Here is a 26,646-nt window from a genome sequence, read left to right on the forward strand (position 1 = left end):
CCATGACCGCATCGAAACCCGGCCGCATCGCGGTCGTCGGCTCCAACATGGTCGATCTGGTGACCTACATCACCCGGATGCCCGCGCCCGGCGAGACGATCGAGGCGCCCGACTTCGAGATCGGCTGCGGCGGCAAGGGCGCCAATCAGGCGGTGGCCGCCGCAAAGCTCGGCAGCGCGGTCAGCATGGTGACGAAGGTCGGCGACGACATCTTCGGCGAGAACACCCGCCGCAACCTCGCCCAGCACGGCATCGACATCCGCCATGTGGAGACGGTGGCGGGCAAGTCCTCGGGCGTGGCGCCGATCTTCGTCGAGGCGTCGGGCGAGAATTCGATCCTGATCGTGAAGGGCGCGAATGCCGACCTTTTGCCCGCCGATGTGGATACGGCCGAAGAGACGCTGCGCGCGGCCGACCTGATCCTGATGCAGATGGAGGTCCCGCGCGAGACGGTGATCCATACCGTGCGGCGGGCGGCGGAATGGGGCGTGCGCACCATCCTGAACCCCGCCCCGGCCGCGGCCGACCTGAATGTGGATGACCTGCGCGACCTGAGCTTCCTCGTGCCGAACGAGAGCGAGCTTGCGCTGATCTCGGGCCTGCCCACCGGCAGCGAGGAGGAGATCGCGGCCGCCGCCCTGAGCCTGATCGAGCGCGGCATCGGCACGGTGATCGTGACGCTGGGCGGGCGCGGCGCCCGGCTGGTGACCCGCGCGGGCGTGGTGCCCATCGCCCCGGTCCGGGTGACGCCCGTCGACACGACCGGCGCGGGCGATGCCTTCATCGGCGCCTTCGCCCATTTCCTCGCCGCGACCGGCGAGGTGGAGGGCGCGCTGGCCCACGCCGCGCGCTATGCCGCCCATTCCGTGACGGGGCGCGGCACCCAGAAATCCTACGCCACGCCGGAGGCCTTCGAGGCCTTCTGCCGCGCGCTCCCCCCATCCGCATGAAGGCCCACGCCATGCCCGACAGCCACCCCCGCAACCCCGGCACGCCCTTCGCCCCCGACTGGTTCGAGGAGATGCAGGTGAACCGCACCGCGGCCGAGCGCCGCGCGACCACGATCTCGGGCAGCCGCTCGGTCAAGAAGGATCATCAGGCCGCCTGGCTCCTGCGCGCGATCCAGTGCATCGACCTGACCACCCTGTCGGGCGACGACACGCCGGGCAAGGTGCGCCGTCTCTGCGCCAAGGCGCGCCAGCCCGTGCGGCCGGACCTCCTGGAGGCGATGGGCGTGGGCGACATCGGCCTGACCACGGGGGCAGTCTGCGTCTATCCGACGATGGTGCCCCATGCGGTCGCGGCCCTTCAGGGCTCGGGCATTCCGGTGGCCTCGGTCGCCACGGGCTTTCCCGCCGGCCTGACGCCGCTGTCGCAGCGGCTGGCCGAGATCACCTATGCCGTCGAGGCGGGCGCCTCCGAGATCGACATCGTCATCACCCGCGAACATGTTCTGCTGGGCAACTGGCAGGCGCTCTACGACGAGGTCGCGGCCATGCGGGCCGCCTGCGGCGAGGCGCACATGAAGGCGATCCTCGCCACGGGCGAGCTCGGCACGCTGACGAACGTCTACCGCGCCTCGATGGTCGCGATGCAGGCGGGGTCCGACTTCATCAAGACCTCGACCGGCAAGGAGACCGAGAATGCCACCCTGCCCGTCTCGCTCACCATGCTGCGGGCGCTGAGGGACTATGGCGAGCGGACGGGCTATCGGATCGGCTTCAAGCCCGCCGGGGGCCTGCGCGCGGCCAAGGACGCGCTGGCTTGGCTCGCGCTGATGAAGGAGGAGCTGGGCCAGCCGTGGCTCAGGCCCGACCTCTTCCGCATCGGCGCCTCGACGCTGCTCGGCGACATCGAGCGGCAACTCGAGCACCACGTCACGGGGCGCTATGCCAGCGCCGACCACCACGCCCTGAGCTGAAGGCCTGAGACATGAGCATCAAGGACATCATGGAAAGCATGGATTACGGCCCTGCGCCCGAGGCCGCGACGGATGCGAAGGCCTGGCTGGCGGCGCGCGGCCATGCTCTCGGACATTACATCGACGGCGCCTTCACAGGCGCCGAGACGGCCGCCATCGAGGTCGAGAACCCGGCCACGGGCGAGATCCTCGCCCGGATCCCCGCGGCGGGTGAGGCCGAGATCGAGGCCGCCGTGGCGGCGGCCCGCGCGGCCTTCTCCGGCTGGTCGCAGCTTCCGGGCTTCGAGCGGGCGCGCTACCTCTATGCCATCGCCCGCGGCCTGCAGAAGCGCGAGCGGTTCTTCTCGGTCATCGAGACGCTCGACAACGGCAAGGCCATCCGCGAGACCCGCACCGCCGACGTGCCGCTCGCCATCCGCCACTTCTACCACCATGCGGGCTGGGCCGCGGTGCTGGGCGAGGAGTTTCCGGGCCACGAGCCGCTCGGCGTCTGCGGTCAGGTGATCCCCTGGAACTTCCCGATGCTGATGCTGGCGTGGAAGATCGCGCCGGCGCTGGCGGCGGGCAACACGGTGGTGCTGAAGCCCGCCGATCTCACGCCGCTGACCGCGGTGGCCTTCGCCGAGATGCTGGAGGAGATCGGCCTGCCCAGGGGCGTGGTCAACATCGTCCATGGCGGGGCCGAGACCGGCGCGCTTCTCGTCCGCCATCCGGGCGTGGCGAAGGTGGCCTTCACCGGCTCGACCGCCGTCGGCCGCGAGATCCGGCGCGCGACGGCCGGCAGCGGCAAGAGCCTGACGCTCGAACTCGGCGGCAAGTCGCCCTTCGTGGTCTGCGCCGATGCCGATCTCGATGCGGCCGTCGAAGGGGTGGTGGAGGGCGTCTGGTTCAACCAGGGCGAGGTCTGCTGCGCGGGCTCGCGGCTTCTGCTGCAGGAGGGGATCGCCGAGCGATTCCTCGCCAAGCTCCGGGCGCGGATGGAGAAGATCCGCGTGGGCGACCCGCTCGACAAATCCACCGACATGGGCGCCATCGTCTCGGCGCGCCAGAAGGCCCGGATCGAGGAGCTGATCGCGGGCGCGGCGCGCGAGGGCTACCGGCTCGAGCAGGCGGCCTGCCCGCTGCCCGCGGCGGGCCATTTCGTGGCGCCCGGCTTCTTCGCCGACACCGAGCCCGCGGCCACCGTCGCGCAGGTCGAGATCTTCGGCCCGATCGCGGTCACGACCACCTTCCGCACCGTCGACGAGGCGGTGGCGCTGGCCAACAACACGCCCTACGGGCTTGCGGCCTCGGTCTGGTCCGAGAATATCAATGCCGCGACCGAGCTTGCCGCGCGGATCCGCGCGGGCGTGGTCTGGATCAACGCCTCGAACCTCTTCGATGCGGGCGCGCCCTTCGGCGGCATGAAGGAGAGCGGCTTCGGGCGCGAGGGCGCGCGCGAGGGTCTCGGCGCCTATCTGCGCCCGCGCACGCCGCGCGGCCCCGAGGCGCTGGTGGCGCCCGTGGATTTCACCGCCCATACCGGCACGGGCGGCAGCCTGACCGGACTGATCGACCGCACGATGAAGAACTACATCGGCGGCGCGCAGGTCCGGCCCGACGGCGGCGCGAGCTATGTGGTGCGCGGGCCGAAGGGCGAGGCCCTGGGCCTCGCGCCCGTGTCGGGGCGCAAGGACATCCGCAACGCCGTCGAGGCCGCGCTGAAGGCCAAGGGCTGGGCCGCCAGCGCCCATGGCCGGGCGCAGGTGCTGTTCTTCCTTGCCGAGAACATCGCCGCCCGCGCCGAGGATCTTGCGGCGGCCCTCGTGCAGGGCGGCGCCGGCAGATCCGAGGCCGCAGCGGAGGTGCGCAGCCTCATCGAGCGGGTGTTCTTCTATGCCGGCATGGCCGACAAGGACGATGGCCGCATCCATGCGACGAAGCCGCGCCACCTGACGCTCTCGGTGAAGGAGCCGCTGGGGGTGGTGGGGGTGCTTGCGCCCGACGAGGCGCCGCTCCTGTCGCTCATGTCGCTGATCCTGCCGCTGATCGCTGCGGGCAACCGCGTGGTGGCGGTGCCCTCGCCCGCGCAGGCGCTGCTGGCGCAGCCGCTCACCCAGATCTTCGACACGTCGGATCTGCCCGGGGGCGTGGTGAACCTCGTCACCGGCGACCGCGACCTCCTCGCCCGGACGCTCGCCGAGCACGATGCGGTGGACGGGCTCTGGTATCACGGATCGGCCAAGGGAGCGGCGGAGGTCGAGGCGCTGTCGGCGGGCAACCTGAAGCAGGTCTGGACGAACGGCGGGCGCGCGCTCGACTGGAACGCGGATGCCGTGGCCTGCGGGCGGAGCTGGCTCGACCGGGCGACCCAGATCAAGACGATCTGGGTGCCCTACGGCGCCTGACCCGGAGCGGAGGCGAGGAAAGCCCCGCCTCCGCCGCGGCCCCCGCAGGCGCGTGTCCCGGCCGGGTCGAGAGGCCCTCGTGCGGCAGGAGAGCACGGGGCACGCGAAGGGTCTTATGCCGCAAAGCGAAAGGGCCGGCCCGAAGGCCGGCCCTTCCCGACATGGCGGGCCGTGCCTCAGTCGGCGAGGCTGCGGATCGGGTCGGCCGGCGCGGGCGAATAGCCCACGAGCTCGGAGGTCAGCTTGGCATAGGTGCCGTCGGCGATCATCTCGCCCAGCGCCTTGTTGATGGCGGCGGTCAGGTGCGGCTTGCCCTTCTTGATCGCGAAGCCCTTCTGGATCGTGCTCACCGGCTCGTCGAGCATCTTCAGCGGCAGGTTCGAGTTCTTGATCGCATAGCCCGCGGCCACCGCGTCGGTGATGATCGCATCGACATTGCCGTTGGCCAGATCCTGCATCGCATCGGACTCGGCCTTGTAGGCCTTGACCTCGCCGCCCAGCTCTTCGGCGATCTTGGTCCAGTTCGAGGCCACAAGCCCGCCCACCGGACGGCCCTTCAGATCGGCCGGCGCCGCGATGTCGCTGTCGGTGCGCACCACCACGCGGCCGCCGGATTCCAGCCAGCCATCGGCGAAGGTGACCTTCTGCTGCCGTTCCTCGGTGATGTCCATGGCGACGCTGATGACGTCATATTGATCGGCCTCGAGCCCGATCAGCACGCTTTCCCATTTCACCAGCACCGGCACATATTCGAGGTTCAGCCGCTTGGCCACCTCCCCCATCACGCGGATCTCGAGCCCGTCGAGTTCGCCGTCGGGGGCGCGCATCGAGAAGGGCGGATAGGTGCCCTCGGTCGCGGCGCTGAGCTGGCCGGGAACGAGGAGTTCCAGCTCGTCGGCGGCCCAGGCGGCCGGGGCGAAGGTCTGGAGGGCAAGGACGGCGCCGAGCGCCAGGGCTTTCAGGGTCATGATCTATTCTCTCTGTTGGGACGCTGCTTATCGTGACCGCTCGCGGACCCGCGCCTCGGCGAGGATCGCCAGAAGCTCGGCCATGACGGTGGCCCCGAGCAGGGCGGTGATCTGGCCCGGACCGTCATAGGAAGGATTGAGCTCGACCACGTCGCAGCCGACGAGGTTGAGGCCCTGGAGGCTGCGCAGCAGCGAGAGCGTCTCGCGCGCGGTGGGGCCGCCGCACTCGGGCGTCTCGACGCCGGGCGCATAGGCGGGATCCACGAAATCGAGATCGAAGCTCAGGAAGGCCGGGTGACCTGCGCTGCGCGCGGCGATCCGGCGGGCGGTCTCGGGCAGTCCCAGCGCGAACATCTCGTCGCAGGTGATGACCTCGAGGCCGAGATCGACCGACTGGCTGACATCGGCCGGCTGGAACAGCGAGCCGCGCATCCCCACCTGGATCGAGCGGGCGGGATCGACGATGCCCTCCTCGATGGCCCGGCGGAACATGGTGCCGGCGCTGTAGCGCTTGCCGTCGAAGTAGCTGTCCCAGGTGTCGGTGTGGCTGTCGAAATGCACGAGGCCGAGCGGCCCGTGACGCTTGGCCACCGCCCGGAGACCGGCGAGCGAGACCGAGTGGTCGCCCCCGATGCCGAAGGGCACGGCGCCGGCCTCGACCACCGCGTCGAGCGCCCGTTCGAGCGCGGCGAGGCTCTCGATCTCGTAGCCCGGCACGCAGGTCGCGTCGCCCGCATCGGCCACGCGCAGGACCTCGAAGATGTTGATGTGGCCGCGGTAGGGGTTGATCGGGCGCAGCATCACCGACATGGCGCGCAGCGCGTTCGGCGCGAAGCGCGCGCCGGTGCGGAAGGGCGCGCCCGAATCCGAGGGCAGGCCGACGATGGCGGCGTCGAGCCCCTGAAGCTCCGTGGCCATGGGCAGGCGCATGAAGCTCGGCAGGCCGACGAAGCGGGGGGTGGAGAGCGAATCGGTGGGCAGGACGGACATGGGTCAGCTCAGCCTTGCGTAGCGCCGCTCGGCCCAGTTCGCGATCTGGGTGAGCACCGTGGTGAGGACAAGATAGATGACGGCCACGGCGATGTAGAAGTCGAAGGGCCGGAAGGTCGCCGAGATCAGGGTCTGGGCATAGAGCGTGAGCTCGACCACCGTGATCGTGGACAGAAGCGACGTGTTCTTCAGCGTCGAGATCGCCTCGTTGGTGATCGAGGGCAGGATGATGCGGAAGACCTGCGGCAGCACGATGGTACGCATGGTCTGGCTCTGGCTGAAGCCCAGCGCCAGCGCGCTCTCGGTCTGGCCGCGGTGGATGGCCGAGAGGCCCGAGCGGACGATCTCGGCCACATAGGCGCCCGAGTTGATGCCGAGCGCGATGACGCCCGCGGTGAAGGGCGACAGGCGCAGGCCGAGCTGCGGCAGGCCGAAATAGATGATGAAGATCTGGATGAGGGCGGGCGTGCCGCGGATGAACCAGATGTAGAAGGCGGCGGCGCCGCGCACGAGACGCAGCTCGGACCGCTGGGCGAGCGCGGCCAGCAGGCCGCAGGCCCAGCTCACGAGGATGGTGAGCAGCGTCAGCCACAGGACGAGCCAGGCGGCCTTGAGAAAGCCCGGTCCGTAGGCCGCGATATCCTGGAGAAGAGAGCCGTTCATGCCTGATCCTCTGTCGTCCGGGTCATTTCGTCGTGCAGGATGCGGTGCAGGAACTGCCGCAGCCGCGGGCTTTCTGGGTTGCGCAGCACCCGGTCGGGCGGGCCCTGCTCGGCCATCACGCCCTGATCGAAGAAGAGCACGCGGCTCGAGACGTCGCGGGCGAAGGCGATCTCGTGCGTGACGAGCAGCATGGTCATGCCGTCGGCGGCGAGCGAGGCCATCAGCACCAGCACCTCATGCACGAGCTCGGGGTCGAGCGCCGAGGTCACTTCGTCGAACAGCATGAGGCGCGGCTTCATCGCCAGCGCCCGCGCGATGGCCACGCGCTGCTGCTGGCCGCCCGAGAGACGCGCGGGATAGCTGTCGCGCTTCTCGTAGAGGCCGATCCGCGCCAGCAGGGCTTCGGCCTCTTCCACCGCCTGCGCGCGCGGGGTCCGGCGCAGCGTCATCGGCGCGTGGATCACGTTCTGCAGCACGGTCATGTGCGGCCAGAGGTTGTAGCTCTGGAACACCATGCCGATTTCGGCGCGCAGCTTCTGCAGCTGGACCTTGGTCGGGTGCGAAGCCGCCCCCTTGCGGAAGTCGAAATGGAAGTCGCCGAAATCCATGGTGCCCGCCTGCGGCATCTCCATCACGTTGATGGAGCGCAGGAAGGTGGATTTGCCCGAGCCCGAGGCGCCGATGATCGAGACCACCTCGCCCTGCGCCACATCGAGCGAGACGCCCTTGAGCACCTCGAAGGTGCCGAAACTCTTGCGGATCTCGCGCAAGCGGAGAAGCGGTGCGGCCTCCGTCATGCCTCTTCTCCCTCTGCATGGAGGATGACCTCGATGTCGCGCGGCGTGCGCGCGCTGCCGTTGATCGGCGTCACATCCTGCGGGCAGGCCGAGAGCACGAGGAGGAGATCCATCTCGGCGCGCAGGGTCACCCGGTCGCCCGGCTGGCTGCGCGGCGGCAACCGGTCGAGGCTGCCGTCGAAGGCCACCGGCACGTTCATGAACAGGTTGAGCGAGGCGGGCGTGAAGGGCAGCGACAGACCGTGCGCGGCGATCGCCTCGTGGAAGTTCTCGGTGCAGCTGCGGTGGTGCCCCGTGCAGCCGAGTTCGCGGTAGATCTCGGCGCTGCAGGGGCAGAGCAGCGTGTCGTGGTGACCCGGCGTCGTGTCATCGATCATGGTCAGCATCGGTCGGCGGCGGACGGACATCACCCGCTGACCTGCCTCGAAGAACAGATTGCTGTTCACCGAGCGCGTATGTTCCATCGCCGAATGGTCAAAGGGATCGTCGAGCGCCAGCGCCCAGGTATCGACGACCTGCGTCCCGTGCGGGTTGCGGATGGTGGCGCACTGGCCTGCCCGCACCGCATAGGCTGCGCCTCGGGCGGCGGGAAGAATGTGGCTTTCGCGCATCGGGCAGTCCTTTCGGAAGGTCGGCAAGGCTCATGCAGACGGTGGTGGGGGGAAGCGGTCGCCATGGAAACGCAAATTCAGTATACCACTGGCATTCGGAACCGTCTTTTACGAACCTGTCAAGAAAGATGCAGAGTTCGCGCACCGGTGCTGCACGATCGGGCAGGTCCGTGCCCGCCTCGGGTGCCGGCGAGTCCCGGCAACGCAAGCCTTGCCGAACGCGGAATACGCTCGGTATACTGAAATCAGGCCAAGTCCTTGCGCAGCTGGCCCGGCGCGAGACTGCGAGGAGCTCCATGAGCCGTTATTTTTCCCGATCCGAGTACGAGCGCCGCTGGCAGAAGGCCGAGGCGCTGATGGCCGAGCGCGGCTTCGAGACGGCTGTCGTCTTCTCGCGCGGCGGCGGGACGACCGACAATTGCGGCGACGTGCTCTATCTGGCGAACCACTATTCGGTCAGCGGGGGCACCGATTCGACGATCTGGTCGGCGCGGTCCTTCTCGGCGGTGATCCTGCGCCGCGGGCAGGAGCCCGAGCTGCATATCGACGAGCCCGAGGGACGCGCGGATCTCCTCGCCGTGGACCGGGTGGCCTGCCACAACCATCCGTTCATCGGTGTGGCCGAAGCGCTGGTGGCGCGCGGCGTCACCGGGCGCGTCGCGCTCTGCGGGACCCAGTTCATCCCGGTGAAATATTACCAGCAGCTCGTGTCGCGGACGCCGGGGATCGAATGGGTCGAGGCCGATGACCTGATCCGCAGCCTGCGCCGGATCAAGAGCGCGGAAGAACTCGACTGCTACCGGATCGCGGGCGAGGCGGCGACCGAGGCCACCACGGTTCTGATGCAGGGCCTCCTGTCGGGGTTGTCCGAGCGCGAGGCGGCCGGCGAGGCCGCCCGCGTGACCGTGGCGCGCGGCGGGCGGGTGCAGGCGATCGGCACCAACCACGGCGACACGATGCAGTATGACTACCGCAACCCGCTCACGGGCTCGAGCGCCGACACGCCGGCGGTGGGCGACATGGTGCGCGGCACGGTCCATGCGGCCTTCTTCCAGGGCTATTATCTCGATCCCGGCCGCACCGCGGTGCGCGGCACCCCCACTGCCGATCAGCGGCGGTTGATCGAGGCCACCAACGACATCGTCCAGCGGCTGATCGGCATGATGCGCCCCGGCGCGCGTCTCCTTGACGTGGCGGCCGAGGGGGACCGGATGACACAGGCCTTCGGCGGCGAGATCTCTCCGCTGATGAAGAACTTCCCCTTCTACGGCCACGGGATCGGCCTCTCGTTCGAGCAGCCGCGGATCTCGACCGCCATGTCGCTGCCGGGCGATGTGGTCGAGGAGAACATGGTCTTCGGCGTCGAGGCCTTCCTCGCCCTCGAGGGCGTGGGGTCGGCCTTCTTCGAGGACATCGTGATCGTGACGGCAGGCACCCCCGAACTCCTCACCCGCACCCCCCATTATTTCTGGTGACCCATGCGGCCTTGGGCGTAAGCCTCACGGTGCGGAAAGGCTGATGGCCCGCGACGGGCGATGTGAGCAGGATGGGTGCTGCGGACCCGAGCGCGCCCTGCAACTGTTCGGAAAGTCATCTGCGTTGATGGTGGGTGGTGAGGGGCTCGAACCCCCGACATCCTCGGTGTAAAGAAGGGCGGCACCAGCCAAGCCATTGATTTGCCGTCAAAGGCGCGTGTTGTAAAAGGCGCGTGTTCACGGTCTGGCCAAGATTTCCGGGTTCACTCAGGTTCAGTGAACCCGGGCGCGTCTCGTAAATCGCGGCCCTCCATGTTCCGCGTCCTCGGGCTGCGGCCAGCTCGCAGCGGTCGCTGTCATTCAGGGGCACGCGGTTGACGAAGCACGTCGCGCATCCAGTCCAGCAAGGCCCGTGATGCTGATGTCATGCGTCGCTCCTTGGGCACGGTCAGCCAGTAGCTGCCCAGGGTCACGGTGGTGGCAAAGGGGCGTGTCAACCGACCCGCCCGAACATGGCGTTCGAACATCGGCGCAGGCAGCAAGGCAATCCCGAACCTCTCGGAGGCGAGGTCCGCCAGCCCGATCGAACTGTCCAGGATGGGCCCCGTCAGAGAAGGACAGCTTTCACCTGTCTGCGCGAACCAGGCCGGCCATTCATCCGCCCGATAGCTGCGCAGAAGCGTGTGCCGGTGAAGGTCTGACGGAACCCGCAGGCCCAGATCTGGAGCGCAGAATGGCGTCATGGGGGCATCCATGATGTGATGCGCCTCGAGCCCCGGCCACTGGCCGTCGCCGAAGCGGATCGCCGCGTCCAGCCCCTCCCGCGCGATCTCCACCCGGTTGTTGTGTGTGGACAGGCGCAACGTGATGCCGGGATGCGCGCGGCCGAATGCCTGCTGCCGGGGGATGAGCCAGCCCGCGGCAAAGGTCGTCACCACGCCGATGTTGAGCACTTCGCCCGCCTGCCCCGCCGCCACCCGGTCCAGCATGCGGGCGATGTCGTCCAGCCCGCGCTCCATCACCGGGAACAGCGCCTGACCCGCATCCGTCAGCATCAGGCCACCCGGCGTTCGCTGGAACAGGATCACGCCCAGCATATCCTCCAGCCGCGCGATCTGGTGGCTGACGGCGGCCTGGGTGACGCGCAGTTCGACGGCTGCGCGGGTGAAGCTGCCCTGACGAGCGGCCACCTCGAAGGTGCGCAGGGCGTTCAGCGGGATGTCGGGACGATCTGGCATGAGATCTACTTATGTGCAGTCCAACCCTTTGTCGTCTGCCTCGTGCAGTCGGCGCGGTCTATCCCGGCTCCGATGATCACATAGGACCGGACATGAAGCACCTTTCCCCCCTCTCCATCCTGCTCATGGTGGGCGCGCTGACGCCCGCGCTTGCGCAAGACACCACGCCGTCGTTCGAGAGCGCCGCCGCCGCGGCCTTCGAGAGCGTCATCGAGGAGCATGACATTCCCGGTCTGGTGGTGGGCGTGACCCACGGCGGACGGCACAGTTTCTATCAGACAGGCTTGGCCTCACGGGAAGATCAGCAGCCGGTAACCCCTGACACGCTTTTTGAGCTCGGTTCGATCAGCAAGATCTTCAACGTGACGCTGGCGGCCTTGGCAGAGGAGCGGGGCGCGCTGTCGCTCGATGCGCCGGTCGCCGACTATCTTCCCTCCCTGCGAGGTTCTCCTGCAGGAGAGCTGACGCTGATCGATCTGGCGACGCACCATACCGGCGGCCTCCCGTTGCAGGTGCCGGACGAAGTTGCAGATGTAGATCGCCTGGTCGACTGGCTACGGAGTTGGCGACCGCCCGAGCCCGGTACGCGCAGCTATTCCAACATCAGCATCGGCCTATTGGGGCACATCACCGCGGGCGTGCTGGGCATGAGCTATGCTGATGCGTCCCAGACGGTTATCTTCCCGGCGCTCGGATTGAAGAGCACGTGGATCGACGTCCCCACCGATGCGATGGGACGCTACGCCTTCGGCTATGACCGCAAGACAGACGCGCCAACCCGGGTTACGCCCGGCGTGCTGGACGATGAAGCGTACGGGGTAAAATCCTCCGCTCGCGACATGCTGACGCTGCTCGACCTCGAGCTTGGAACCGGCACTGCCTCGCCCGAAGTTCAAACGGCGGTGGCCACCACGCAGGAGGGCCGGTTCCAGACCCGCCTGTACACGCAGGCCATGATATGGGAGGCCTATCCTTGGCCTGTCGACCCAGAGCGTCTGGTGGAGGGGAACGGGTATGACTTCATCCTCCAGCCTCAGCCTGTGGACGAGGTGGACACGACACCCGATCGGAGGGTCATCCTGAACAAGACAGGTTCCACGAACGGCTTCGGTGGGTACATCGCGATCGTGCCAAGCGAGGATCTGGGCGTCGTCGTCCTTGCCAACCGCAACTACCCCAACGAGGCGCGGGTTCGAGCCACTTACGACCTGATCACTCACATCTTGGCCGAATAAGTTCGACACGCTCGGGGGGGACCGCCAAACGGCCGAAGCATCCGCTTCACGGCCCCCCGGAATTCCGGGCGGCAAAGGTCTGCTGGCAGCCCTTTCTCAGACCTTCAAGCTCGCTGCAGCATGGTATGTGGTCCCGACGTACAGGGCGGGGAGCGGACGGTCGCTGCGGTCTGCAAGAGCGACGGCTAAGCGAAGCCAAGCAGACGCTGCGAAGTCGTTGTGTTGGCGCATACCTCAACAGAGCTCAAGCTGCAGTCGCCTTCGCTAATGTTCTACAACGCTTCATCTTCGTCCTCTTCGTCGCCTTCAAGGTCCTCCTCATAGTCCACCTTAAGCTGTTCAATCAACTCCACGGTGATCCACTGATAGCCCATCCGCGAAACGTGCCGATAGTGCCTTTCTTTGAATGAAGCGAGGGCCGACTTGAATTGCACCATGACAAGAACGGCGTCGCTGACCTGCGGCAGGTCATCGTCGTCTAGAGCCTCAAGATATTTTGCGTCTGGCTGGCCTTCGAGCACGACCAACAAGTTTTCAAGAACCCGGTTCACGATCTTGACTTTGCCCGCACTCATAGATGCGTCGGGCTTTTTCTTTGAAAGCTCTTTCACTTCGTCGAGCAAGGACGAAAACACGTCATGACTCGCTTCATACTCAGCGACCTTTGCATCTGTTGTTATATTGGGGAAATAGTAGTGGTCTTCAAATGCCATTATTTTCTTCCAATCTTTGTCGGCGGGCCAGATCGAACTTCGCTCGCCCTTCCATCCACAACATAATACCAGCCGTAACTCCCCTTGACCGACGCGCTGATCACGTTGTCAGAGCGGAATCGCTCGGCTTCTTCCATATACTGCGCAACAACAATCGTAACATCGCTGGTCGAAGGGGCGTCGTCTGGATCAAAACTATCGAAGTCGTCGAAAGGCTTGTATTTTTCTCCAAGCACCTCGTTGCCCATCTCTAACACTCTGTTTATGAGCTTGAGCTTGAACGAGTTTACTGCGTCATTTGGGTTTTTCTTTGCAAGGGCTCCTACTTCGGAATAAAGTCCCTGAAGTTGGCCGACTAGTTTTTCGAGCCGTTCTACATCCTCTTTGCTGTCCATGATCTCTCCTATGGGCAAGCGCGTTGAAACTCGCGGTATTTCATGTTCAGAATGTCGAGCGGTGCGCGCTGTTTACTGTCGAAGACCTCGACCATCCGCTCCAGGTCAGCATCGGTGAGGGTAATCACGGCCTTCCGCTGCCCACCCCATAGATTGACTGTGCGCTGAAACTCCGCACGCTTGAGTGGTTTCCTTGTCACGAAGACCCCGAACTTGCCAAGCTCGTCTGTTAGGTAGCGGTTGATCTGGTCGATATGCGTTCGCTCAATTGCCGCGACGTTCTTCATCTCAAAGGTGATCTGTCGCGACCCGTAGTCGTCCATCAATTCTTGAAGAAGTGGCGTCGAGCGGGTGTTGTAGAAGATCAGGTCGCGGATGGACACCCCGTCGTCCGTTCGCGCCTGCTCCTGTGCAAAGTCAAGGCTTGGATAGAATAGTGACGGCAGCAATCGCCCGACCAACTTCTCATACTTCACGTCTGCGCCGTTTGTTTTCCCTGTCGGCAACTTCTTTATCTCGGCAAATACTCGCTTTGCCGAAGTGATGGGGATTTGAGAGAACAGCGGATCGTGCGCGCAATCATCTGCCGTGCGTTCTTTCAACTGGATATACTGATCAATGACGCCATAGTTTTGGCGATTATAGTTGAGAACCTTAACCCGCGTCAGTTCCTCGGGCTTGTGCGAAATCTCATCTTGCGGGCAGTGCTTTTCAAAATACTCGTCGTAGCTGATCCACGGGGCAAACCGCAGCCACCGCTTTGGCACAAAGATAATCGGCGAGCCATTTTCAGGGTTCACGGGCAACGGTACGCCCACTTCCCGTTTAAACATACCTAAGCGAGCATCATAGACATGCTCAACGGTGCAATCCTGGGTCGGAACGCTGAGTTTTTGGCATTGCTCAATCGTGAAGTCGATCAGAAAAGATTTCAGGAAGTTGCAGCCAATATCAGAAATGCGGTCCTTTGATATTCCTTCGATGAAGAGCTGAATCTCCTCGAAGTGCCTGAAACCGCTCTGTTGATAGCGCGGAATCACTTTGAACAGGTCAATTATCTCGCGGGCCTTATCTGCTCCAATCCGCTTTCCCTTTCGGGTGAGGGACGTGCCCAAGCCGACTTCGTCGCACTCGGAGGCGATGATCAATGTTTCGATTGCCTGCGCTTCTTTGCCTTGCGCGGCGAGAACCCCAAGGTGATTGAAGGCGTTGATTAGGCCTATGTGCAGCCCATGATCCTGCTGAGAGGGCGATCGCCATAGCATAAAGGGGTCTAGGTAAAGGGGAATGTCCTCATCCAGAAACGGAATCGCGAAGTCGAGATCGACCTGTGCGGCGTGAATCCCATGATAGTCTGTAAGACGAGGTCGAATAAGCAAAGGTACCGCCGCATGCTGGGGGAGGTTGCTTCGTCGATACCAAATACTGCGGGTCGTTGGCAACAAAAGGTTGTCGATGCGTGACGTTCACTCGGTCGCTCTTCAGGGGTATTTTACGTTCTCACGCCCGCTTTTTGACTCGGACCAGTCATTCATAGCAGCAGGCATGAAGGTTCGCTGAGGGCCGCAATTGGCCGACCTCGCAGATCCGCACGCTCATGGCGTTGAGGCCGTGTGGTCGCTTCCTGGGCCTCGCCGCCATCCGAGAGTGGTGCGGCGAAAGGCCGCGGACAGCCCTTTGCCGACCTTCATGCGAGGCGCCGCGAAAGGCATGGCGCAGGCACGAGGGGCGGCTGCAGCCCTCGCATCCGCGAAGATCTTCGATTGCGGCCATCCGTCATGCGCCTGGAGAGCGACACAATCGGCAGAAGGATCACAATGAGTTTTGAGCCACCAACGGACGCTTCTATGAACGAAGGCCGCCGCTCGTGTAAGATACTGGCAACGCAGCCAGCGCATGAAATGCCAGCTTCTCGTAGGGTGAGAGATTGTCACGCAATTTTGGCAGCGCTTGATCCATAGGTTCCTTGGGCGAAGCTTCGACCATGTTGGAGGGGAAGATAGATTGGACAGTTTGCAACGTGGGGCCGCGGGAAGAGACCTGGTGTCCTTTCAGGTCAGATCGCTTCTTCAAAGTAGTTGGCAGAATATCGATCCTGAAAACGATAACGGTATCGACGGTATAATTTCCTTACGAGAAGGAAAAGCGTTCCTCGGAAGGTTATTGTTCGTTCAGGTGAAAAGCGGGCCATCCTTCTTGTTGGACTACAAGCGGAAACGCGTCTCCGGATATATTGGGGTAAAAATTGGCAAAGATTATATAGCGACTCATCGACCACGCTGGGAAGCGCTGCCTGGCCCTGTAATTCTTGTCTATGTCGCTGAACCTGACAAGAAAACTTCATCTATTTTTTGGCAGAACCTGAAATCAGATGCATCCTATTCCTCAACAAATAAGAATGTGGTTCTTATCCCGCGGCATCAGACATTCGGCAGCGAGGCCAAAGGAGCGCTGCGGCGATTAACAGGCTCTAAAGCTGATGATGCGCCACTTAAGAATATCGACATGCGGAAGATTGAGCGACTGTCGCAAATTTCGGTCCATGACAGGAAATCCGCTCGACAATTCTACAGGGAATGGTCGCAATCGAACCTCCGGCACCATCCTGAATTGGGGGACATCGAAGTCACAAATGCGGGTTGGAGACATCTCACAAGGCGCAGTAGAAATCCCGAAAACATACAAAACTCATTCTTCCTGCTTGAGGCCGCACGCCAGATGATTATTCAGGGAGCTGACTGGAGACAGTTGGGCAGCGCTAAAACGCGTGAACGATCGCAGACAACCGATGTTCTCGATGCCTTGTCTCTGCGAGCCAGCGTAACTTTCAAATCGCGAGCTCCCGCCACTGTGCAGGTAATTATTCGCAGAACGCGTTCCATCTGCAAATTGACCGGGTCAGGAAGGTCTCGTCTATATTTCTACAGCGTCCATGAGCTTCGCCGGGGAAATTCTATATCCTACTGAGTGCGGTGGTGGACGCAACGCCCAAGCACAACTGAGGCAACCCGAAGGGCCTCACCCCAACTTGCACGTATGCCGGCTTTGGGTTGCCGAAGACGTTGGTCCACCGACTTGACTGACTGCACGAAACACTGAAAGTTTGCAATCATGGATTTCTGTCATGAGCCCCGCGCGAAGCGTCAGACCTCGTTCTGCATGGCAAGTAAGTGTTTGGCTGCACTCAATTGACGCAAAGCCCTCAACAATCACTGAGAAATGGCTGTTCGGTTCCTTCGCTCTGGCGCGTTCAAACGGCAGCTATCGTGAAGCCGAGTGTGGCAACCGATAACCCTCGACAGGCAGCTCAGGGCCGAGTCTGCATGCTGCGACCGAGCGCCCCAGAGGGCGGGAAGCCGACTGAGGGCGGTGCAGTCAGTCAGTCTCCTTGCCGCGGCCGAGCCACGCCGCAGAAGCAAAATCGATGGGTTCTGACCCTAGAAACCTGGGTCACCGACGCGAGCATGATACTCGACAGGGATCTCGGCAACATCGAAGTGAATCCCTGTCACCTCCGTTCTGATCAACGTCCCGGTGAAGCTTAGAGCGGGCTCGATTGGAACGACCGGATCAACAACCCAAACCTCAAGTCCGCCGATGAAGGTATCGTCAGTCTCTTGTCCGGCTTCAGCCACAGGTACAGGCTCACGATAGGAGACTGCTTGCACGGGAGGCTCCCCCTCATCGGGGTCTCCACTCCAGACGAACGCCTGAACGATGTCGCGTGGCACTTCCTCGTCAGCGCCGGCGATTTTGGCGGCATGAGGAAACAAGACCAAATTTGAGTGATCGCCGCTCATTTGAGCCGAGCCGAAAATGATGCCGTCGACCCGATTCTCATCCCTAGTCCAGAGGTACTCCGCTACCACCTGGGTTGGAAGATATTCGAGTGCTTCGCGGCCAGGAATGACGGCGCGCTTGATCTCATTGTGGAAGCCCCGGAGGTAGCTCCGGTAGGCCTGCGCCCGCAGATAGTCAGGGTGAAAATAGCTCAGGCGGTTTCCAATCGAGCTGAGCTGCGTGAGGTCAAGAAGTCGAAGCGGCCGGGCCACTTCGAAGCGGCCGACGATCGACGAGCCTCCAACCGGAACCCGTGTTTCAGCAACACAGGTCGCAACGTCAAAACTCCCGTAGAAAACTGGTATGCCGGTCACATTCATTCTGCCGGCGGTGCAATGCTCTGGCGGTGGCGGACCAAGCTGCCTGATAGGAGCGGCAAAGATCGCGCGCCGACTGGCATCATCGTTCGCGACCCGAGCCCGATAGACGAAACGGTTCTCATCTTGCGGTGTGATCGTGCGGATTGCTGCGCCGTAGTCCGTATTTTCGCCCCGTAGGATCGGCCCAAGAATCTCATCAAGACGCTCTTCTGCAACATCGCTGAAGAAGCGCCGACCGTGTTTCAGAGACTCGCAGAACGACTGCCAGAGGTCCCGATACCGGCGATCGTCGGGAAGGCGAATGACGTATTTGTCCTCGGTCGTATCGTAGCAGTCGTATCCACCATCATGGATGTCGAACTGATGTTGGGAACCGAGGAGGTCGAGCACGTCCTCCGCGATCTTGTCGTCGGAGGCGATCAGCATTTCACTCAGGAGCGTGATCGCGCTATCGCCGTTGGCCTGCCAGCTCGTACGATCGTCATCCCCGATATAGGGCGTAGGCTCGGCTTCGCCGATCAGCTCCCGCCACACTTCGTCGATTCTCTGGCCTAGCCAGCGAATTGAAACGGTAGAACTATGATCCTGGTTGCAGTAGTCGCACTCGCGGACGCCGCCTTCAGCTTCGATTTCGTCTGAGAGAACCTCGTCGCCGATGCACTCATCGCAGACGAAAGGCCCTACTTCGTCTTCCTCGTCGTCGTGACTCATCCGGGTACCCATTTGGTAGCAGCGACGCTGCAGATCTTTCCGTCGTGGACGAAGGCCACGCTGTACCGAGCGCGTGTGACGGCTACGTACATTTTCGTCAAGGATTTCTCGACATGTCTGATGTCGCCCGACGCGAGCCATTTGCGAGCCGGCCCGTGCGGGTAGATCAGGACCCGCTCAAAAGTCAGGCCCTTTGACTCCCCAAAATTCATAGCTTCGTCGAGATCACAATTGGTCGCAGCGGAATACCGGAGCACCTGTGGGGCGAACCGCTTCATGTATTCACCGACGTCTGCGCTGGAGACGAGAAACACTCCGTCGTGTCCCGTCACCTTGTCGTTTCGCGAAACGGTCTTCGGCTCATTCGGGAAAAAGCCGTCGCCCAGATCCGCAATGGTTTGGTTGCAGCGGTGTGTGTGGGTTTCGTACTCGATCTCGACGAGCCCCTGCTTCTTCCACAGCTCGAACTTCTTGATGATGGCCGGGCCAGAAAACACTTTGTTTTTCGAAGCGTTGTTCGTGGCAAAGGTGGCCTGCCGGTGGTCACCGACAAAGGTGACCGGGACGCCCGCTTTTAGTATCAACTCCAAGAGGTCGAGATCGTACCCGGCCATGTCCTGGATTTCGTCGATGATGATGTGGCGGAAGCGCTGCTTCAGTCGGCGCATGATAGCGCCACCCGATCGTCGGTCACACTCACAAACAAACTTCGCGATCTTGTCCGAATAAATCCGGGAGCCATCAAAAAAGTAGTGACCGCTGGTCCGCGCTTCGGGAATGTAGGGGACCGACTTCCCTTCAACCCAGTGGATGCCATCAACCCGACTCGCATGCATGGCTGAACGATAGGGACGGGCAAGCTCCCGCAGCAGAAACGAGTACCAAGAGATGACCTCCACATGGGAGGGAATGGTGCGTGTGCGTTCGTATGCCTTAAGCTGAATTTCGCGGACATTGTTGCGAGTATAGGTGATTAGTGCCGTTGCTCCCTGCCCTTGCTCGCACGCCAGCGCCTGGTCGACGACGCGCGTGGTCTTTCCGCCCCCGGCGGCGGATATCACGATGCGATTAACGGACAGCACGGGCGATATAGTCCGGAGGCGACCACTCCACATTTGTTTCGAAGAATTTAAGGCCGGTCTCAGCCTTGTATTTGATCATGTGCTCGATAGCGGAAGCTTCATCCGCGAAGGCCTTGCCGAGTACAGCGTTGATCGTCGCCAGGCCGTTCTTCTTCACGAGCTGGGGCTCGAGCGTGTGGGCCGTTTCGTCTTTATCGTATTGGATTTTAACGATGTCGGAGTTCAGGTACTCGGCGTATTTTTTCTCCAACGCGGCAACATCAGCATCGTTGTCGGTCACGATATCGGCTGTCTTTTTTAGGAGAACTGCGATTTCGAGGAAGCGCTTGAATGCGAGCGAATTCACGGAAATAACATCAACCCCATCCTCCAGCGGCATCTTGCCGTGCTTCATATGGTAGGCGCGTTGGACGATCAACTCGTCTGACGGCCCCTCCACGAGGATCGAACGCTTCGCGAGGATGAGCCGCAGCGTGTCGTGCCCCGGCAGCTTCATAAAATAGTTCTGTGTAGTCCTATCCTTCAGGTCGGTCAGGCGCACACCCTCGCCGCGCAGGAACAGAAGGACCGACTCCACGCCAAGCTTGTTGAGAACGAAGCTGCTGTGCGTCGTGATAAATATTTGCCGCGAGCCGGCGTTTGCCGCAATGTGGCCTATCAGCTCGTTGAGGCTGGCGTAGGAGAGGTGGTTTTCAGCTTCTTCAATCAGGATGATGTGGGATTTTGCCGATGTCTCCATCGCGAGCTTGATCTTGACCGAATTCTGCTCGCCTTTCCCGACGAGTGGCAAAGGGATGTCGTCCAGGTGAGGCATGATTCCTGCCTCCCAGTTCGCCCGAGCGGAGGTGTCGAGTGAAACCGAGATAACCTTGTCGCTGATCTTCCCCTTTTTTGCCGCGAGCGCGTCGTTGATCGCCTTGACCTTCGGCTCTTCAAGAAAGCGGTCCTTCATGAGCCGATAGGTCAGAGCGAGGTCAACCTTCTCTTTCGAGGTGAGGCTCTCCTTCACGATGTCGATTACGTAGCGGCTGGCTGCCGCGTTGTTCTTGATCGTACTGGCATCGATCAGGCTCGCGTGAAGTGGAATGACGCGCGAGTTTAGAATGTCGTTCTCGGCGAAATCCCTCCACTTGATCCAGTAGTACTCCATTGGGATCGTACGAATTTCGGACGGGTCGGAGACGTATTGAGCAAAGTCTTCTGCGTACGCAGGGTTGAGATCAATTAGGAGCGCCACGCCGGGAAGGTCAAGGCCAAGGGTGTTGTTGTTGCCTTTGAGCTTCGTTAGAGCGGGATCGTCGGCTAGGTACACCTCGATTAGGATTGATGGCGGTGCCGGCGCACGACCCGCCTTTAGTGCTTCGATGTACTCAAGAACGAGATCGAGATTGAACAGATGAGGATGGAGTTCAATCTGGAGAGGCCGGCCATTGAGTTGACCGGTGAGCGCTAGGTGGATCGCTTCGAGGAGGGTGGATTTTCCACACTCGTTGTTTCCGACAATGACGTTCAGTTTGTCATTGAAGGTGACGTTTGCCTGCTTAAGGCAGCGGTAGTTTCTGATAACCGCGCGTTGGATGAACAAACTCGTGACTCCCTTCGCCGTGTACACTGCTATGAGGCACAGCTTAAGCAAAGTCTACAAGGGCGGGTGCGGCTCAATCAAGTCTAGCCGACCAGAAGAAGCTGGATAGTGAATTCTTGGGTCGGTCGACCTTCGACCGGGTCCATCCGTGGCTGAAGCGGCCAGACTCAATGCCGTGTTTCAAATCGCAGGTAGCTTGACGGAGGCGAAGAGCAGTAAGCCTGACAGCATCTGCGATCGTGTTCAGGTGCTTTGCTGCGGCACCGCCTGAACGGCGGCTTCGGAAAGTGCTGCCACGCAGCATGAAACGACCCCGACCGGCGGCTATGGGCCGGGTGCGCTATCTTGCCGCGCTCGGCCACCTAGCAGCGGAAGTCCGGTTCCTGCGCATCGCCGCCCTCCGAGCGCAGGGCGGCGAAAGACCGCAGACAGCCCCTAGCTGCCGGTCGTACGGGACGCGTCAAGACGCTAGGCGCCTTCGCAGAGTGCGGAAAGCGGTATAAGAGGTTGCGGCATCGCAGCCGCAGGCGGGACGTGCGTTTGTGGCACAAGGCAGCCAGCCTCGTTGTCTATTTGTTGCGCTTGGGGCGACGACAATCTTGTCAGGACAAACGATAGATGCCCAAGTCCGAGCCGGTGATCTCGCGTGCCGGAACGAGTCGATAGTGTTTCTCCTGCACGATCGAGACGTCATGTTCGTCGAAGTAGAGCTCGAACATGGCGATGACGTCGTCGCCCATGAATTGAGCAGATACAGTCCGGGCCACGCAATGCCGGTATCGTTCGGCAGTTCGGCAGAAGATCGTGTCCTGAATTGTCTGAATCACGCCGAGCCGGTCGCTGCCACCCTTGGCCTGGACGGGGACGATGAACTGAGCGCCCTTGGAATCCAGGCCGACGTAGAGCTCGTCGATTTCGATCTGCCCGTAGTTCGGGATCTTCGTCCGAAGATGGTTTTGCAGACTGTAGGCCGTGATACCCAGGAATATGTCGATGAGCCGGTTGTAGCGCACCTTCGCGAGCAACGCTTGCTCGTCGCCGAGCGCATACTGAGCGATGATCTCGGGGGTCGCGTCGGGGATTTTCCTGACGAGCAGTCCGGGTGTCGGCTCGATGTAGCAGAGCTTGCTGAGGCGGAAACGATAGCGGGCGTCGCCGGCGCCGAGGATAAGCCAAAAGCGGCCCGTAGGCTGACAATCCAGGATCGCCTTTGGCAGGCTGCGCCTGTAGCGGAACGTGTAGATCACGTCGCCGAGATTCTTGGGGGCCTTGACGCCCGTCCTGACGGCGGCCTCGTAGATTTCCTCGCGGCCGAACTCGAACTCCTCCATGCCCGGCCGATAGAACCGTTGGAAGATGTCGACGATGATCGCCTGATAGGCGTTCAATGTCTTCGGCTCGGCGGAAGTGACGGCCGCCTGGGCTTCTGCCGAAACGTTCTCGGGTTCAGGATCAGCCATTTACCACACGTAATTGGACACGCGCCGCTTCGATCTCGTGCTGCTTGCGCTTCTTTGCGCCGCTCTTTCGGTCGCGCCGCGAGGACGGCGCTGCCACTCCGAAGTGCTCCGCCGCTTCCGACATCTCCATGTAGAGCAACGAGGGCTCTCCCAAATCGATTGCACGCGCAGGCCGCTCCGGGGCGACGCCCAGTGCTCGGACTATCTCGGAGGCGACCGCGCGGGCGAGGGGCGGCGGCACGGAGTTGCCGACTTGCCTTCCGCCATGCCACTTAGTGGCGTGGAGCCTGAACCAATCGGGGAACCCGTGAAGCCGCGCCATCTCGCGCACGGTGATGCAGCGGTTGTACTCGTAGTGGATCGGCCGAGGACTGGTGAAGGCCCCCCGGGCACCGTCAGTGCCTGCCCTCAGAGTGTTGCAAAGGCCGCCCGGTGCCAGCTTGTAGAAGCGGCTGATCGGCTCAACCGCCCCTTGCGGGGTCTCTTGGAAGCGCCGGCGAGAAATTTCCGAATGGGCCGTGCGCGCGCTGGATGTCATCCATGTCGGCGTCCAGTTCCGGGGATAGCCGTAATGCCAGGCATCGTTGTTCAGGCAGCGCAATTCGGCCGCGTAGGTAGACGGCTCGCCCATGGCAGAGGTCCGAACAGCGTCGCTCTCCACGAGCGAGGCGAACCGATCTGCATCGGGAAGGTCCTCGATCGCGTCCCGAACGGTCGGGCCGCCAGGAAGGTGAGCGAGCGGTTTTCGCGCGTCGGCTGCATTCGTCTGGGGCGGGGGGATCTCGGGAAGCGTCTCGCCTCGCTTCGCTCCGATGAGGAAAAGGCGTTGCCGATGCTGCGGCGTTCCGTAGTCCGCCGCATCGAGAACCTTCCAAGGCAAGCGAACATCGTAGCCCGCCATGCCGAATGCGGCGACGAGCTCGCTGAGGAAGGTCCGATGGGAGCCAACCGTCAGCCCCTTGACGTTCTCGAAGACGAAGGTCCGTGCATCGAGCTCCCGCACCAGGCGTACGAACTCGAGCACCAGGCTGTTGCGTGGATCCTCCAGGGCGCGGTGCCCGATCAAGGAGAAGCCTTGGCAGGGCGGCCCACCGAAGACACAGTCGATGGGGCGGTTCCCGATGCCGGCGGATTCGCGGATCTCCTCGGCCGTGAGCCCCACGACCGACCGCGGGATTACGGCGGTGTCGGGGAAGTTGAACTTGTGCACGGCGCAGTGCACGGGATCGATCTCGACGGCAGCGGCAACGTCGAAGCCCGCCTGCTCGAAGCCGAGCGACAGGCCTCCTGCGCCGGCGAACAGGTCGATTCCAATAGGTCTCAAAGGTTTGCTTCCTCGGCTGGCGCGGATCGGACTGCAGATTAGCCTACCGCATCATGCTTGTCGATCGGTTTTCGTCGGCCCGAGGAATGCGCACAACCGCGATCCCACGCGCTCGATGTCTTTCAGTTCGCACTGCCAGACGACCAGCGTCTGCCAGCCGAGCGCCTCGAGCTCGGAGAGCTTCCTGCGATCCCGTGCGACGTTCGCCTCGATTTTCGGGCCCCAGTAGTCCAGTCGAGAGGTCGGCAACCGCCCCTTTGCGCAGTCGTGTCCGTGCCAGAAGCACCCGTTCACGAAGATGGCCTTGTGCCGGGCTGGGAAGACTATGTCCGGTTGTCCGGGCAGAGACCTCGCGTGGAGTCGATAGCGATAGCCTTTTGCGTGCAGCAACGAGCGCACGATGAGCTCGGGGCCCGTGTTCTTGGTCCCCACCGCCCGCATGATCTGCCGGCGTTGCTCCGGAGATCTCGTGTCTGCCATTCGGCTCACCATTGCTCGCTGTGTTGAGCGCTATGTACGCCCGGCGGAAGATCTGCTCAACGATGAGCGGGTGAAGGTGACGGTTGCTACCGGCCTGCAACCTGTGCTTCAAGCCACGACCCTGGTGCGTTATCCGTCCGAGGCCCGCCGAAATCTCTGTACATATTTCGCGACGCAATGACCGGTCGCAGCGGTGCGGCCGTGGAAGGGGCACGGCTGGCGCGCGCATCAGGTCGCCTGCCAGCGTGGCCATCAGCGTCCGCGGACCTCGAGCAGCTTCGAGCGGACAAGCGCATCCATCGTCTCGGACGAGGGCGACAGGCGCTTCAGCGCGTCGGGCACCGAGGAGCGGGCATAGGCAGCGACAAACTCTGTCGCGACCTCCCGCGTCAACCCCTGCGCTACCGCCACCCGTGCAGCGGTCATGATCGCCGAGTGCAGCGCCTCGCGATGTCGGACCTCGATCTGGATCCCGGTCCAGCGCTGGAAGCGGACGGTCGCGAGCCCGATCAGCGCGGTCAGCGCTACGCCAGCGAGATCGAGGAGGCTCGGCGTCAGCGCGGTCAGCAGGTCGCTACCGGTCGAGGCGGCGGCGGGCCCGGCGAGCGTGGCGAGGATCGAGGCCGAGATCGTCGAAGCGGCCAACCGCGCCAGAGCAGCGACCAGCGGCCAGCCGATGAGCAATATGAAGGCGAGCGCGCAGAGGGCGAGGGCAAGGATGAAGATCAGGGACATGGGTTCTCTCCTTCAGAGGCGGGCGAACTGGAAGTGCATCCAGTCGCGGTTGCAGGCGCGGCCGAGGCCTGTGGCGCCGGCGGCTTCGACGATGGTCCAGAAGGGCTCGTAGGCGGGCGCGGCGAAGCTCGCCCGGTCGCGGCCCCAGCGGAGCGGATTGCGCTCCGGGTCGAGGTCGACGGCGATGCCCCAGGCATGCATCGAGAGGGCCGAGCCGCCGCGCATGGGCCGGTGGTTGAAGCAGCCGCCGAAGAGGTTCAGCCGCAGCCGCTCGAACTCGGCCGCGCCGTAGTGGGCCACGGCCTCGCTGAAGATCCGCGCCATGGGCGCCGCCACCAGCCTGTGGCAGCGGAAGCTCGTGATGCTCGTATTGAGATCCCAAGCCAGGCGGAACGGCATCGGCAGCTCGACGATCCCGGCCGTGCAGTCGGGGCCGCCCGCCACGCCGTAGAAGGTCGCGACCGACTCCTGCCGGGGATAGGCGCCCTGGGCATCGGCCACGGCATGGCCCGGCAGCGGCACCCGGTCGACGGCGGCGCGCACCGGCCCGGAGGCCCATGCGGTCAGCGCCTCGCGGGTGTTCGGCCCGAGGAGCCCGTCGATCCTTCCCGGCGCATGGCCGAGCCGCGCCAGCACCGCTTGGCCGGCCGCGATCCGCTGCCGGCGGGAGGGCCAGGCGCGCCAAGGTACCGGCTCTCCCTCGAGCGCCGCCCTTGCGGCCGCCTGGGTCAGCGGCCCCGCATCGCCGTCGATGGCGCCTCGGTAGAGCCCCGCGGCCGCGAGCAGCCGCTGGATGTCGGATGTCGTCACGTCTTTCTCCATATGCAAAAGCCCCGCGCGAGGGCGGGGCGTGGGTGGTCGGACTGGTGGGGTTTTTCAGAGGAGGGTCGCGATCCGCTCGCGGTTCGAGACGAGGAGCTCCTGCGCCTCGGTGCTGCCTGCAGCGGAGACCGAGTAATTCAGCCGCACCGGCTCGAGATGGAACCGGCCGAAGAGCGCCCGGATCTCGGGCGTGTCATTGATCGACAGGAGGAAGGCGCCCTTGAGGCTGCCGAGGATCTCGGCGATCCGCGCGAACTGCGCCCGGTCGAAGAGACCTTTCCCATAGTCGTTCTCGCCGCCGAAGTAGGGCGGATCGAGATAGAAAAGCGTCTCGGCTGTGTCGTAGCGCGGGATGAGGTCGGCCCAGTCGAGGCACTCGAAGACCACGCCATCGAGCCGCGTGCGGGCGGCGTCGAGGAGCGGCTCGAGGCGCGCCAGCGAGAAGAGCGGCCCATTGCCGGGCGATATGCCGAAGCTGCCGTTCGGCTTGCCGCCGAAGCTGAGGCGCTGGAGGTAGAGGAACCGCGCCGCCCGCTCGAGGTCGGTGAGCGTGGCGGGATCGGTGAGCCGCAGCCGATCGAACTCGCGCCGGCTGCAGATCTGGAACCGCATGATCTCGAGGAGTTGGGGGTAATGCCGCTGCAGGATCCGGAAGAGATTGATGATCTCGCCGTTGCGGTCGTTCATCACCTCGAGGCGGGGCCGGAAGCGGCGGCGGAGGAAGATCCCGCCCATGCCGACGAAGGGCTCGACATAGGCGCGGTGCGGGATGGCCTCGATCCGCTCGAGGATGAGCGGGTGGAGACGTTTCTTGCCGCCGAGCCAGGGGGCAACCGGGGCGGCGGGAGGTACTTGTTTCATAAGGTGATTCTGCCTCACAAGGCGCCTGCCCTC

The 26,646-nt window shown here is 63.4% G+C and carries 24 protein-coding genes; 6 read left to right on the top strand and 18 right to left on the bottom strand.

The window, feature by feature from the left end:
• The first annotated feature begins 2 nt into the window (after positions 1–2).
• The 3 genes from rbsK to RSP_RS19405 are packed head-to-tail and all read left to right on the top strand — an operon-like array spanning position 3 to position 4,308.
• Positions 3–950 (top strand): ribokinase, encoded by a 948-nt coding sequence (rbsK, locus tag RSP_RS19395; RefSeq protein WP_011339573.1) that lies wholly within the window; start codon positions 3–5, stop codon positions 948–950.
• Positions 947–1,921 carry a deoxyribose-phosphate aldolase gene (gene deoC, locus RSP_RS19400; protein WP_011339574.1) on the top strand — a complete coding sequence of 325 codons (975 nt, stop codon included), beginning with the start codon at positions 947–949 and terminating at the stop codon, positions 1,919–1,921. The genes rbsK and deoC overlap by 4 nt, the downstream gene beginning before the upstream one ends.
• Positions 1,922–1,932: 11 nt before the next feature.
• The gene (locus RSP_RS19405; protein WP_011339575.1) at positions 1,933–4,308 is read left to right on the top strand and encodes an aldehyde dehydrogenase family protein; all 2,376 of its coding nucleotides are present in this window, start codon (positions 1,933–1,935) and stop codon (positions 4,306–4,308) included.
• Positions 4,309–4,484: 176 nt separating this feature from the next.
• On the opposite strand, the gene RSP_RS19410 is transcribed toward RSP_RS19405, so the two are convergent.
• The 5 genes from RSP_RS19410 to RSP_RS19430 are packed head-to-tail and all read right to left on the bottom strand — an operon-like array spanning position 4,485 to position 8,337.
• Positions 4,485–5,276 (bottom strand): transporter substrate-binding domain-containing protein, encoded by a 792-nt coding sequence (locus tag RSP_RS19410; RefSeq protein WP_011339576.1) that lies wholly within the window; start codon positions 5,274–5,276, stop codon positions 4,485–4,487.
• A gap of 27 nt (positions 5,277–5,303) precedes the next feature.
• Positions 5,304–6,266 carry an agmatinase gene (locus RSP_RS19415; protein ID WP_011339577.1) on the bottom strand — a complete coding sequence of 321 codons (963 nt, stop codon included), beginning with the start codon at positions 6,264–6,266 and terminating at the stop codon, positions 5,304–5,306.
• 3 nt (positions 6,267–6,269) lie between these two features.
• Positions 6,270–6,929 carry an amino acid ABC transporter permease gene (locus RSP_RS19420; RefSeq protein ID WP_002723203.1) on the bottom strand — a complete coding sequence of 220 codons (660 nt, stop codon included), beginning with the start codon at positions 6,927–6,929 and terminating at the stop codon, positions 6,270–6,272.
• Positions 6,926–7,726 (bottom strand): amino acid ABC transporter ATP-binding protein, encoded by an 801-nt coding sequence (locus tag RSP_RS19425; protein WP_009565108.1) that lies wholly within the window; start codon positions 7,724–7,726, stop codon positions 6,926–6,928. The genes RSP_RS19420 and RSP_RS19425 overlap by 4 nt, the downstream gene beginning before the upstream one ends.
• Positions 7,723–8,337 (bottom strand): DUF1989 domain-containing protein, encoded by a 615-nt coding sequence (locus RSP_RS19430; protein WP_011339578.1) that lies wholly within the window; start codon positions 8,335–8,337, stop codon positions 7,723–7,725. The genes RSP_RS19425 and RSP_RS19430 overlap by 4 nt, the downstream gene beginning before the upstream one ends.
• Before the next feature lie 296 nt (positions 8,338–8,633).
• On the opposite strand from RSP_RS19430, the gene RSP_RS19435 reads away from it, so the two are divergent.
• A complete protein-coding gene (locus tag RSP_RS19435) occupies positions 8,634–9,812 on the top strand; it encodes a M24 family metallopeptidase (RefSeq protein WP_011339579.1) in 1,179 nt (392 codons plus the stop codon).
• Positions 9,813–10,168: 356 nt separating this feature from the next.
• Here the strand turns inward: RSP_RS19435 and RSP_RS19440 are convergent, their stop codons facing one another.
• A complete protein-coding gene (locus RSP_RS19440; protein ID WP_011339580.1) occupies positions 10,169–11,050 on the bottom strand; it encodes a LysR family transcriptional regulator in 882 nt (293 codons plus the stop codon).
• Between the two features lie 92 nt (positions 11,051–11,142).
• Here RSP_RS19440 and blaRHO point away from each other — a divergent pair, with 92 nt between their 5' ends.
• Complete coding sequence (blaRHO, locus tag RSP_RS19445; RefSeq protein WP_011339581.1) at positions 11,143–12,285, top strand: RHO family class C beta-lactamase; 1,143 nt, start codon at positions 11,143–11,145, stop codon at positions 12,283–12,285.
• Positions 12,286–12,557: 272 nt separating this feature from the next.
• Here the strand turns inward: blaRHO and RSP_RS19450 are convergent, their stop codons facing one another.
• The 3 genes from RSP_RS19450 to RSP_RS19460 are packed head-to-tail and all read right to left on the bottom strand — an operon-like array spanning position 12,558 to position 14,835.
• Complete coding sequence (locus RSP_RS19450; RefSeq protein ID WP_023004239.1) at positions 12,558–12,998, bottom strand: hypothetical protein; 441 nt, start codon at positions 12,996–12,998, stop codon at positions 12,558–12,560.
• Entirely contained in the window at positions 12,998–13,393 is a 396-nt protein-coding gene (locus tag RSP_RS19455) for a hypothetical protein (protein WP_011339583.1), read from the bottom strand. The genes RSP_RS19450 and RSP_RS19455 overlap by 1 nt, the downstream gene beginning before the upstream one ends.
• Positions 13,394–13,401: 8 nt before the next feature.
• Positions 13,402–14,835, bottom strand: a complete 1,434-nt coding sequence (locus RSP_RS19460; protein ID WP_227590655.1) for a hypothetical protein — start codon at positions 14,833–14,835, stop codon at positions 13,402–13,404.
• Positions 14,836–15,406: 571 nt separating this feature from the next.
• Between RSP_RS19460 and RSP_RS19465 the strand changes: the two genes are divergently transcribed.
• Complete coding sequence (locus RSP_RS19465; RefSeq protein ID WP_235929202.1) at positions 15,407–16,360, top strand: DUF4365 domain-containing protein; 954 nt, start codon at positions 15,407–15,409, stop codon at positions 16,358–16,360.
• Between the two features lie 470 nt (positions 16,361–16,830).
• Here the strand turns inward: RSP_RS19465 and RSP_RS19470 are convergent, their stop codons facing one another.
• From RSP_RS19470 to RSP_RS19510, 9 genes are all read right to left on the bottom strand, one after another.
• Positions 16,831–18,264, bottom strand: a complete 1,434-nt coding sequence (locus RSP_RS19470) for an RES domain-containing protein (protein WP_011339587.1) — start codon at positions 18,262–18,264, stop codon at positions 16,831–16,833.
• Complete coding sequence (locus tag RSP_RS19475) at positions 18,261–19,346, bottom strand: UvrD-helicase domain-containing protein (protein WP_011339588.1); 1,086 nt, start codon at positions 19,344–19,346, stop codon at positions 18,261–18,263. Before RSP_RS19475 ends, RSP_RS19470 begins: the two co-directional genes overlap by 4 nt.
• Entirely contained in the window at positions 19,333–20,931 is a 1,599-nt protein-coding gene (locus RSP_RS19480) for an ATP-dependent nuclease (RefSeq protein ID WP_011339589.1), read from the bottom strand. The genes RSP_RS19475 and RSP_RS19480 overlap by 14 nt, the downstream gene beginning before the upstream one ends.
• Positions 20,932–21,533: 602 nt before the next feature.
• Entirely contained in the window at positions 21,534–22,391 is an 858-nt protein-coding gene (locus RSP_RS19485) for a hypothetical protein (protein ID WP_011339590.1), read from the bottom strand.
• Complete coding sequence (locus RSP_RS19490; protein WP_011339591.1) at positions 22,384–23,715, bottom strand: DNA cytosine methyltransferase; 1,332 nt, start codon at positions 23,713–23,715, stop codon at positions 22,384–22,386. Before RSP_RS19490 ends, RSP_RS19485 begins: the two co-directional genes overlap by 8 nt.
• A 51-nt stretch (positions 23,716–23,766) precedes the next feature.
• Positions 23,767–24,195: a very short patch repair endonuclease gene (locus RSP_RS19495; RefSeq protein ID WP_011339592.1), complete on the bottom strand. Its 429-nt coding sequence runs from the start codon at positions 24,193–24,195 to the stop codon at positions 23,767–23,769.
• Positions 24,196–24,447: 252 nt separating this feature from the next.
• Positions 24,448–24,930, bottom strand: a complete 483-nt coding sequence (locus tag RSP_RS19500) for a hypothetical protein (protein WP_011339593.1) — start codon at positions 24,928–24,930, stop codon at positions 24,448–24,450.
• A 12-nt stretch (positions 24,931–24,942) separates the two neighbouring features.
• On the bottom strand, positions 24,943–25,752 hold the full coding sequence (locus RSP_RS19505) for a M15 family metallopeptidase (protein ID WP_011339594.1): 810 nt from the start codon (positions 25,750–25,752) through the stop codon (positions 24,943–24,945).
• 54 nt (positions 25,753–25,806) lie between these two features.
• Positions 25,807–26,613: a DNA adenine methylase gene (locus RSP_RS19510; protein ID WP_011339595.1), complete on the bottom strand. Its 807-nt coding sequence runs from the start codon at positions 26,611–26,613 to the stop codon at positions 25,807–25,809.
• Between the last annotated feature and the right edge of the window lie 33 nt (positions 26,614–26,646).

It is taken from the genome of Cereibacter sphaeroides 2.4.1 (assembly GCF_000012905.2).
GTDB classification, from domain to species: domain Bacteria; phylum Pseudomonadota; class Alphaproteobacteria; order Rhodobacterales; family Rhodobacteraceae; genus Cereibacter_A; species Cereibacter_A sphaeroides.

What these genes read in the sequence shown, in the direction of transcription:
- rbsK (WP_011339573.1), top strand. Translation starts at nt 3, where the DNA reads ATGACCGCATCGAAACCCGGCCGCATCGCGGTCGTCGGCTCCAACATG.
- deoC (WP_011339574.1), top strand. Translation starts at nt 947, where the DNA reads ATGAAGGCCCACGCCATGCCCGACAGCCACCCCCGCAACCCCGGCACG.
- RSP_RS19405 (WP_011339575.1), top strand. Translation starts at nt 1,933, where the DNA reads ATGAGCATCAAGGACATCATGGAAAGCATGGATTACGGCCCTGCGCCC.
- RSP_RS19410 (WP_011339576.1), bottom strand. Translation starts at nt 5,276, where the DNA reads ATGACCCTGAAAGCCCTGGCGCTCGGCGCCGTCCTTGCCCTCCAGACC.
- RSP_RS19415 (WP_011339577.1), bottom strand. Translation starts at nt 6,266, where the DNA reads ATGTCCGTCCTGCCCACCGATTCGCTCTCCACCCCCCGCTTCGTCGGC.
- RSP_RS19420 (WP_002723203.1), bottom strand. Translation starts at nt 6,929, where the DNA reads ATGAACGGCTCTCTTCTCCAGGATATCGCGGCCTACGGACCGGGCTTT.
- RSP_RS19425 (WP_009565108.1), bottom strand. Translation starts at nt 7,726, where the DNA reads ATGACGGAGGCCGCACCGCTTCTCCGCTTGCGCGAGATCCGCAAGAGT.
- RSP_RS19430 (WP_011339578.1), bottom strand. Translation starts at nt 8,337, where the DNA reads ATGCGCGAAAGCCACATTCTTCCCGCCGCCCGAGGCGCAGCCTATGCG.
- RSP_RS19435 (WP_011339579.1), top strand. Translation starts at nt 8,634, where the DNA reads ATGAGCCGTTATTTTTCCCGATCCGAGTACGAGCGCCGCTGGCAGAAG.
- RSP_RS19440 (WP_011339580.1), bottom strand. Translation starts at nt 11,050, where the DNA reads ATGCCAGATCGTCCCGACATCCCGCTGAACGCCCTGCGCACCTTCGAG.
- blaRHO (WP_011339581.1), top strand. Translation starts at nt 11,143, where the DNA reads ATGAAGCACCTTTCCCCCCTCTCCATCCTGCTCATGGTGGGCGCGCTG.
- RSP_RS19450 (WP_023004239.1), bottom strand. Translation starts at nt 12,998, where the DNA reads ATGGCATTTGAAGACCACTACTATTTCCCCAATATAACAACAGATGCA.
- RSP_RS19455 (WP_011339583.1), bottom strand. Translation starts at nt 13,393, where the DNA reads ATGGACAGCAAAGAGGATGTAGAACGGCTCGAAAAACTAGTCGGCCAA.
- RSP_RS19470 (WP_011339587.1), bottom strand. Translation starts at nt 18,264, where the DNA reads ATGAGTCACGACGACGAGGAAGACGAAGTAGGGCCTTTCGTCTGCGAT.
- RSP_RS19485 (WP_011339590.1), bottom strand. Translation starts at nt 22,391, where the DNA reads ATGGCTGATCCTGAACCCGAGAACGTTTCGGCAGAAGCCCAGGCGGCC.
- RSP_RS19495 (WP_011339592.1), bottom strand. Translation starts at nt 24,195, where the DNA reads ATGGCAGACACGAGATCTCCGGAGCAACGCCGGCAGATCATGCGGGCG.
- RSP_RS19500 (WP_011339593.1), bottom strand. Translation starts at nt 24,930, where the DNA reads ATGTCCCTGATCTTCATCCTTGCCCTCGCCCTCTGCGCGCTCGCCTTC.
- RSP_RS19505 (WP_011339594.1), bottom strand. Translation starts at nt 25,752, where the DNA reads ATGGAGAAAGACGTGACGACATCCGACATCCAGCGGCTGCTCGCGGCC.
- RSP_RS19510 (WP_011339595.1), bottom strand. Translation starts at nt 26,613, where the DNA reads ATGAAACAAGTACCTCCCGCCGCCCCGGTTGCCCCCTGGCTCGGCGGC.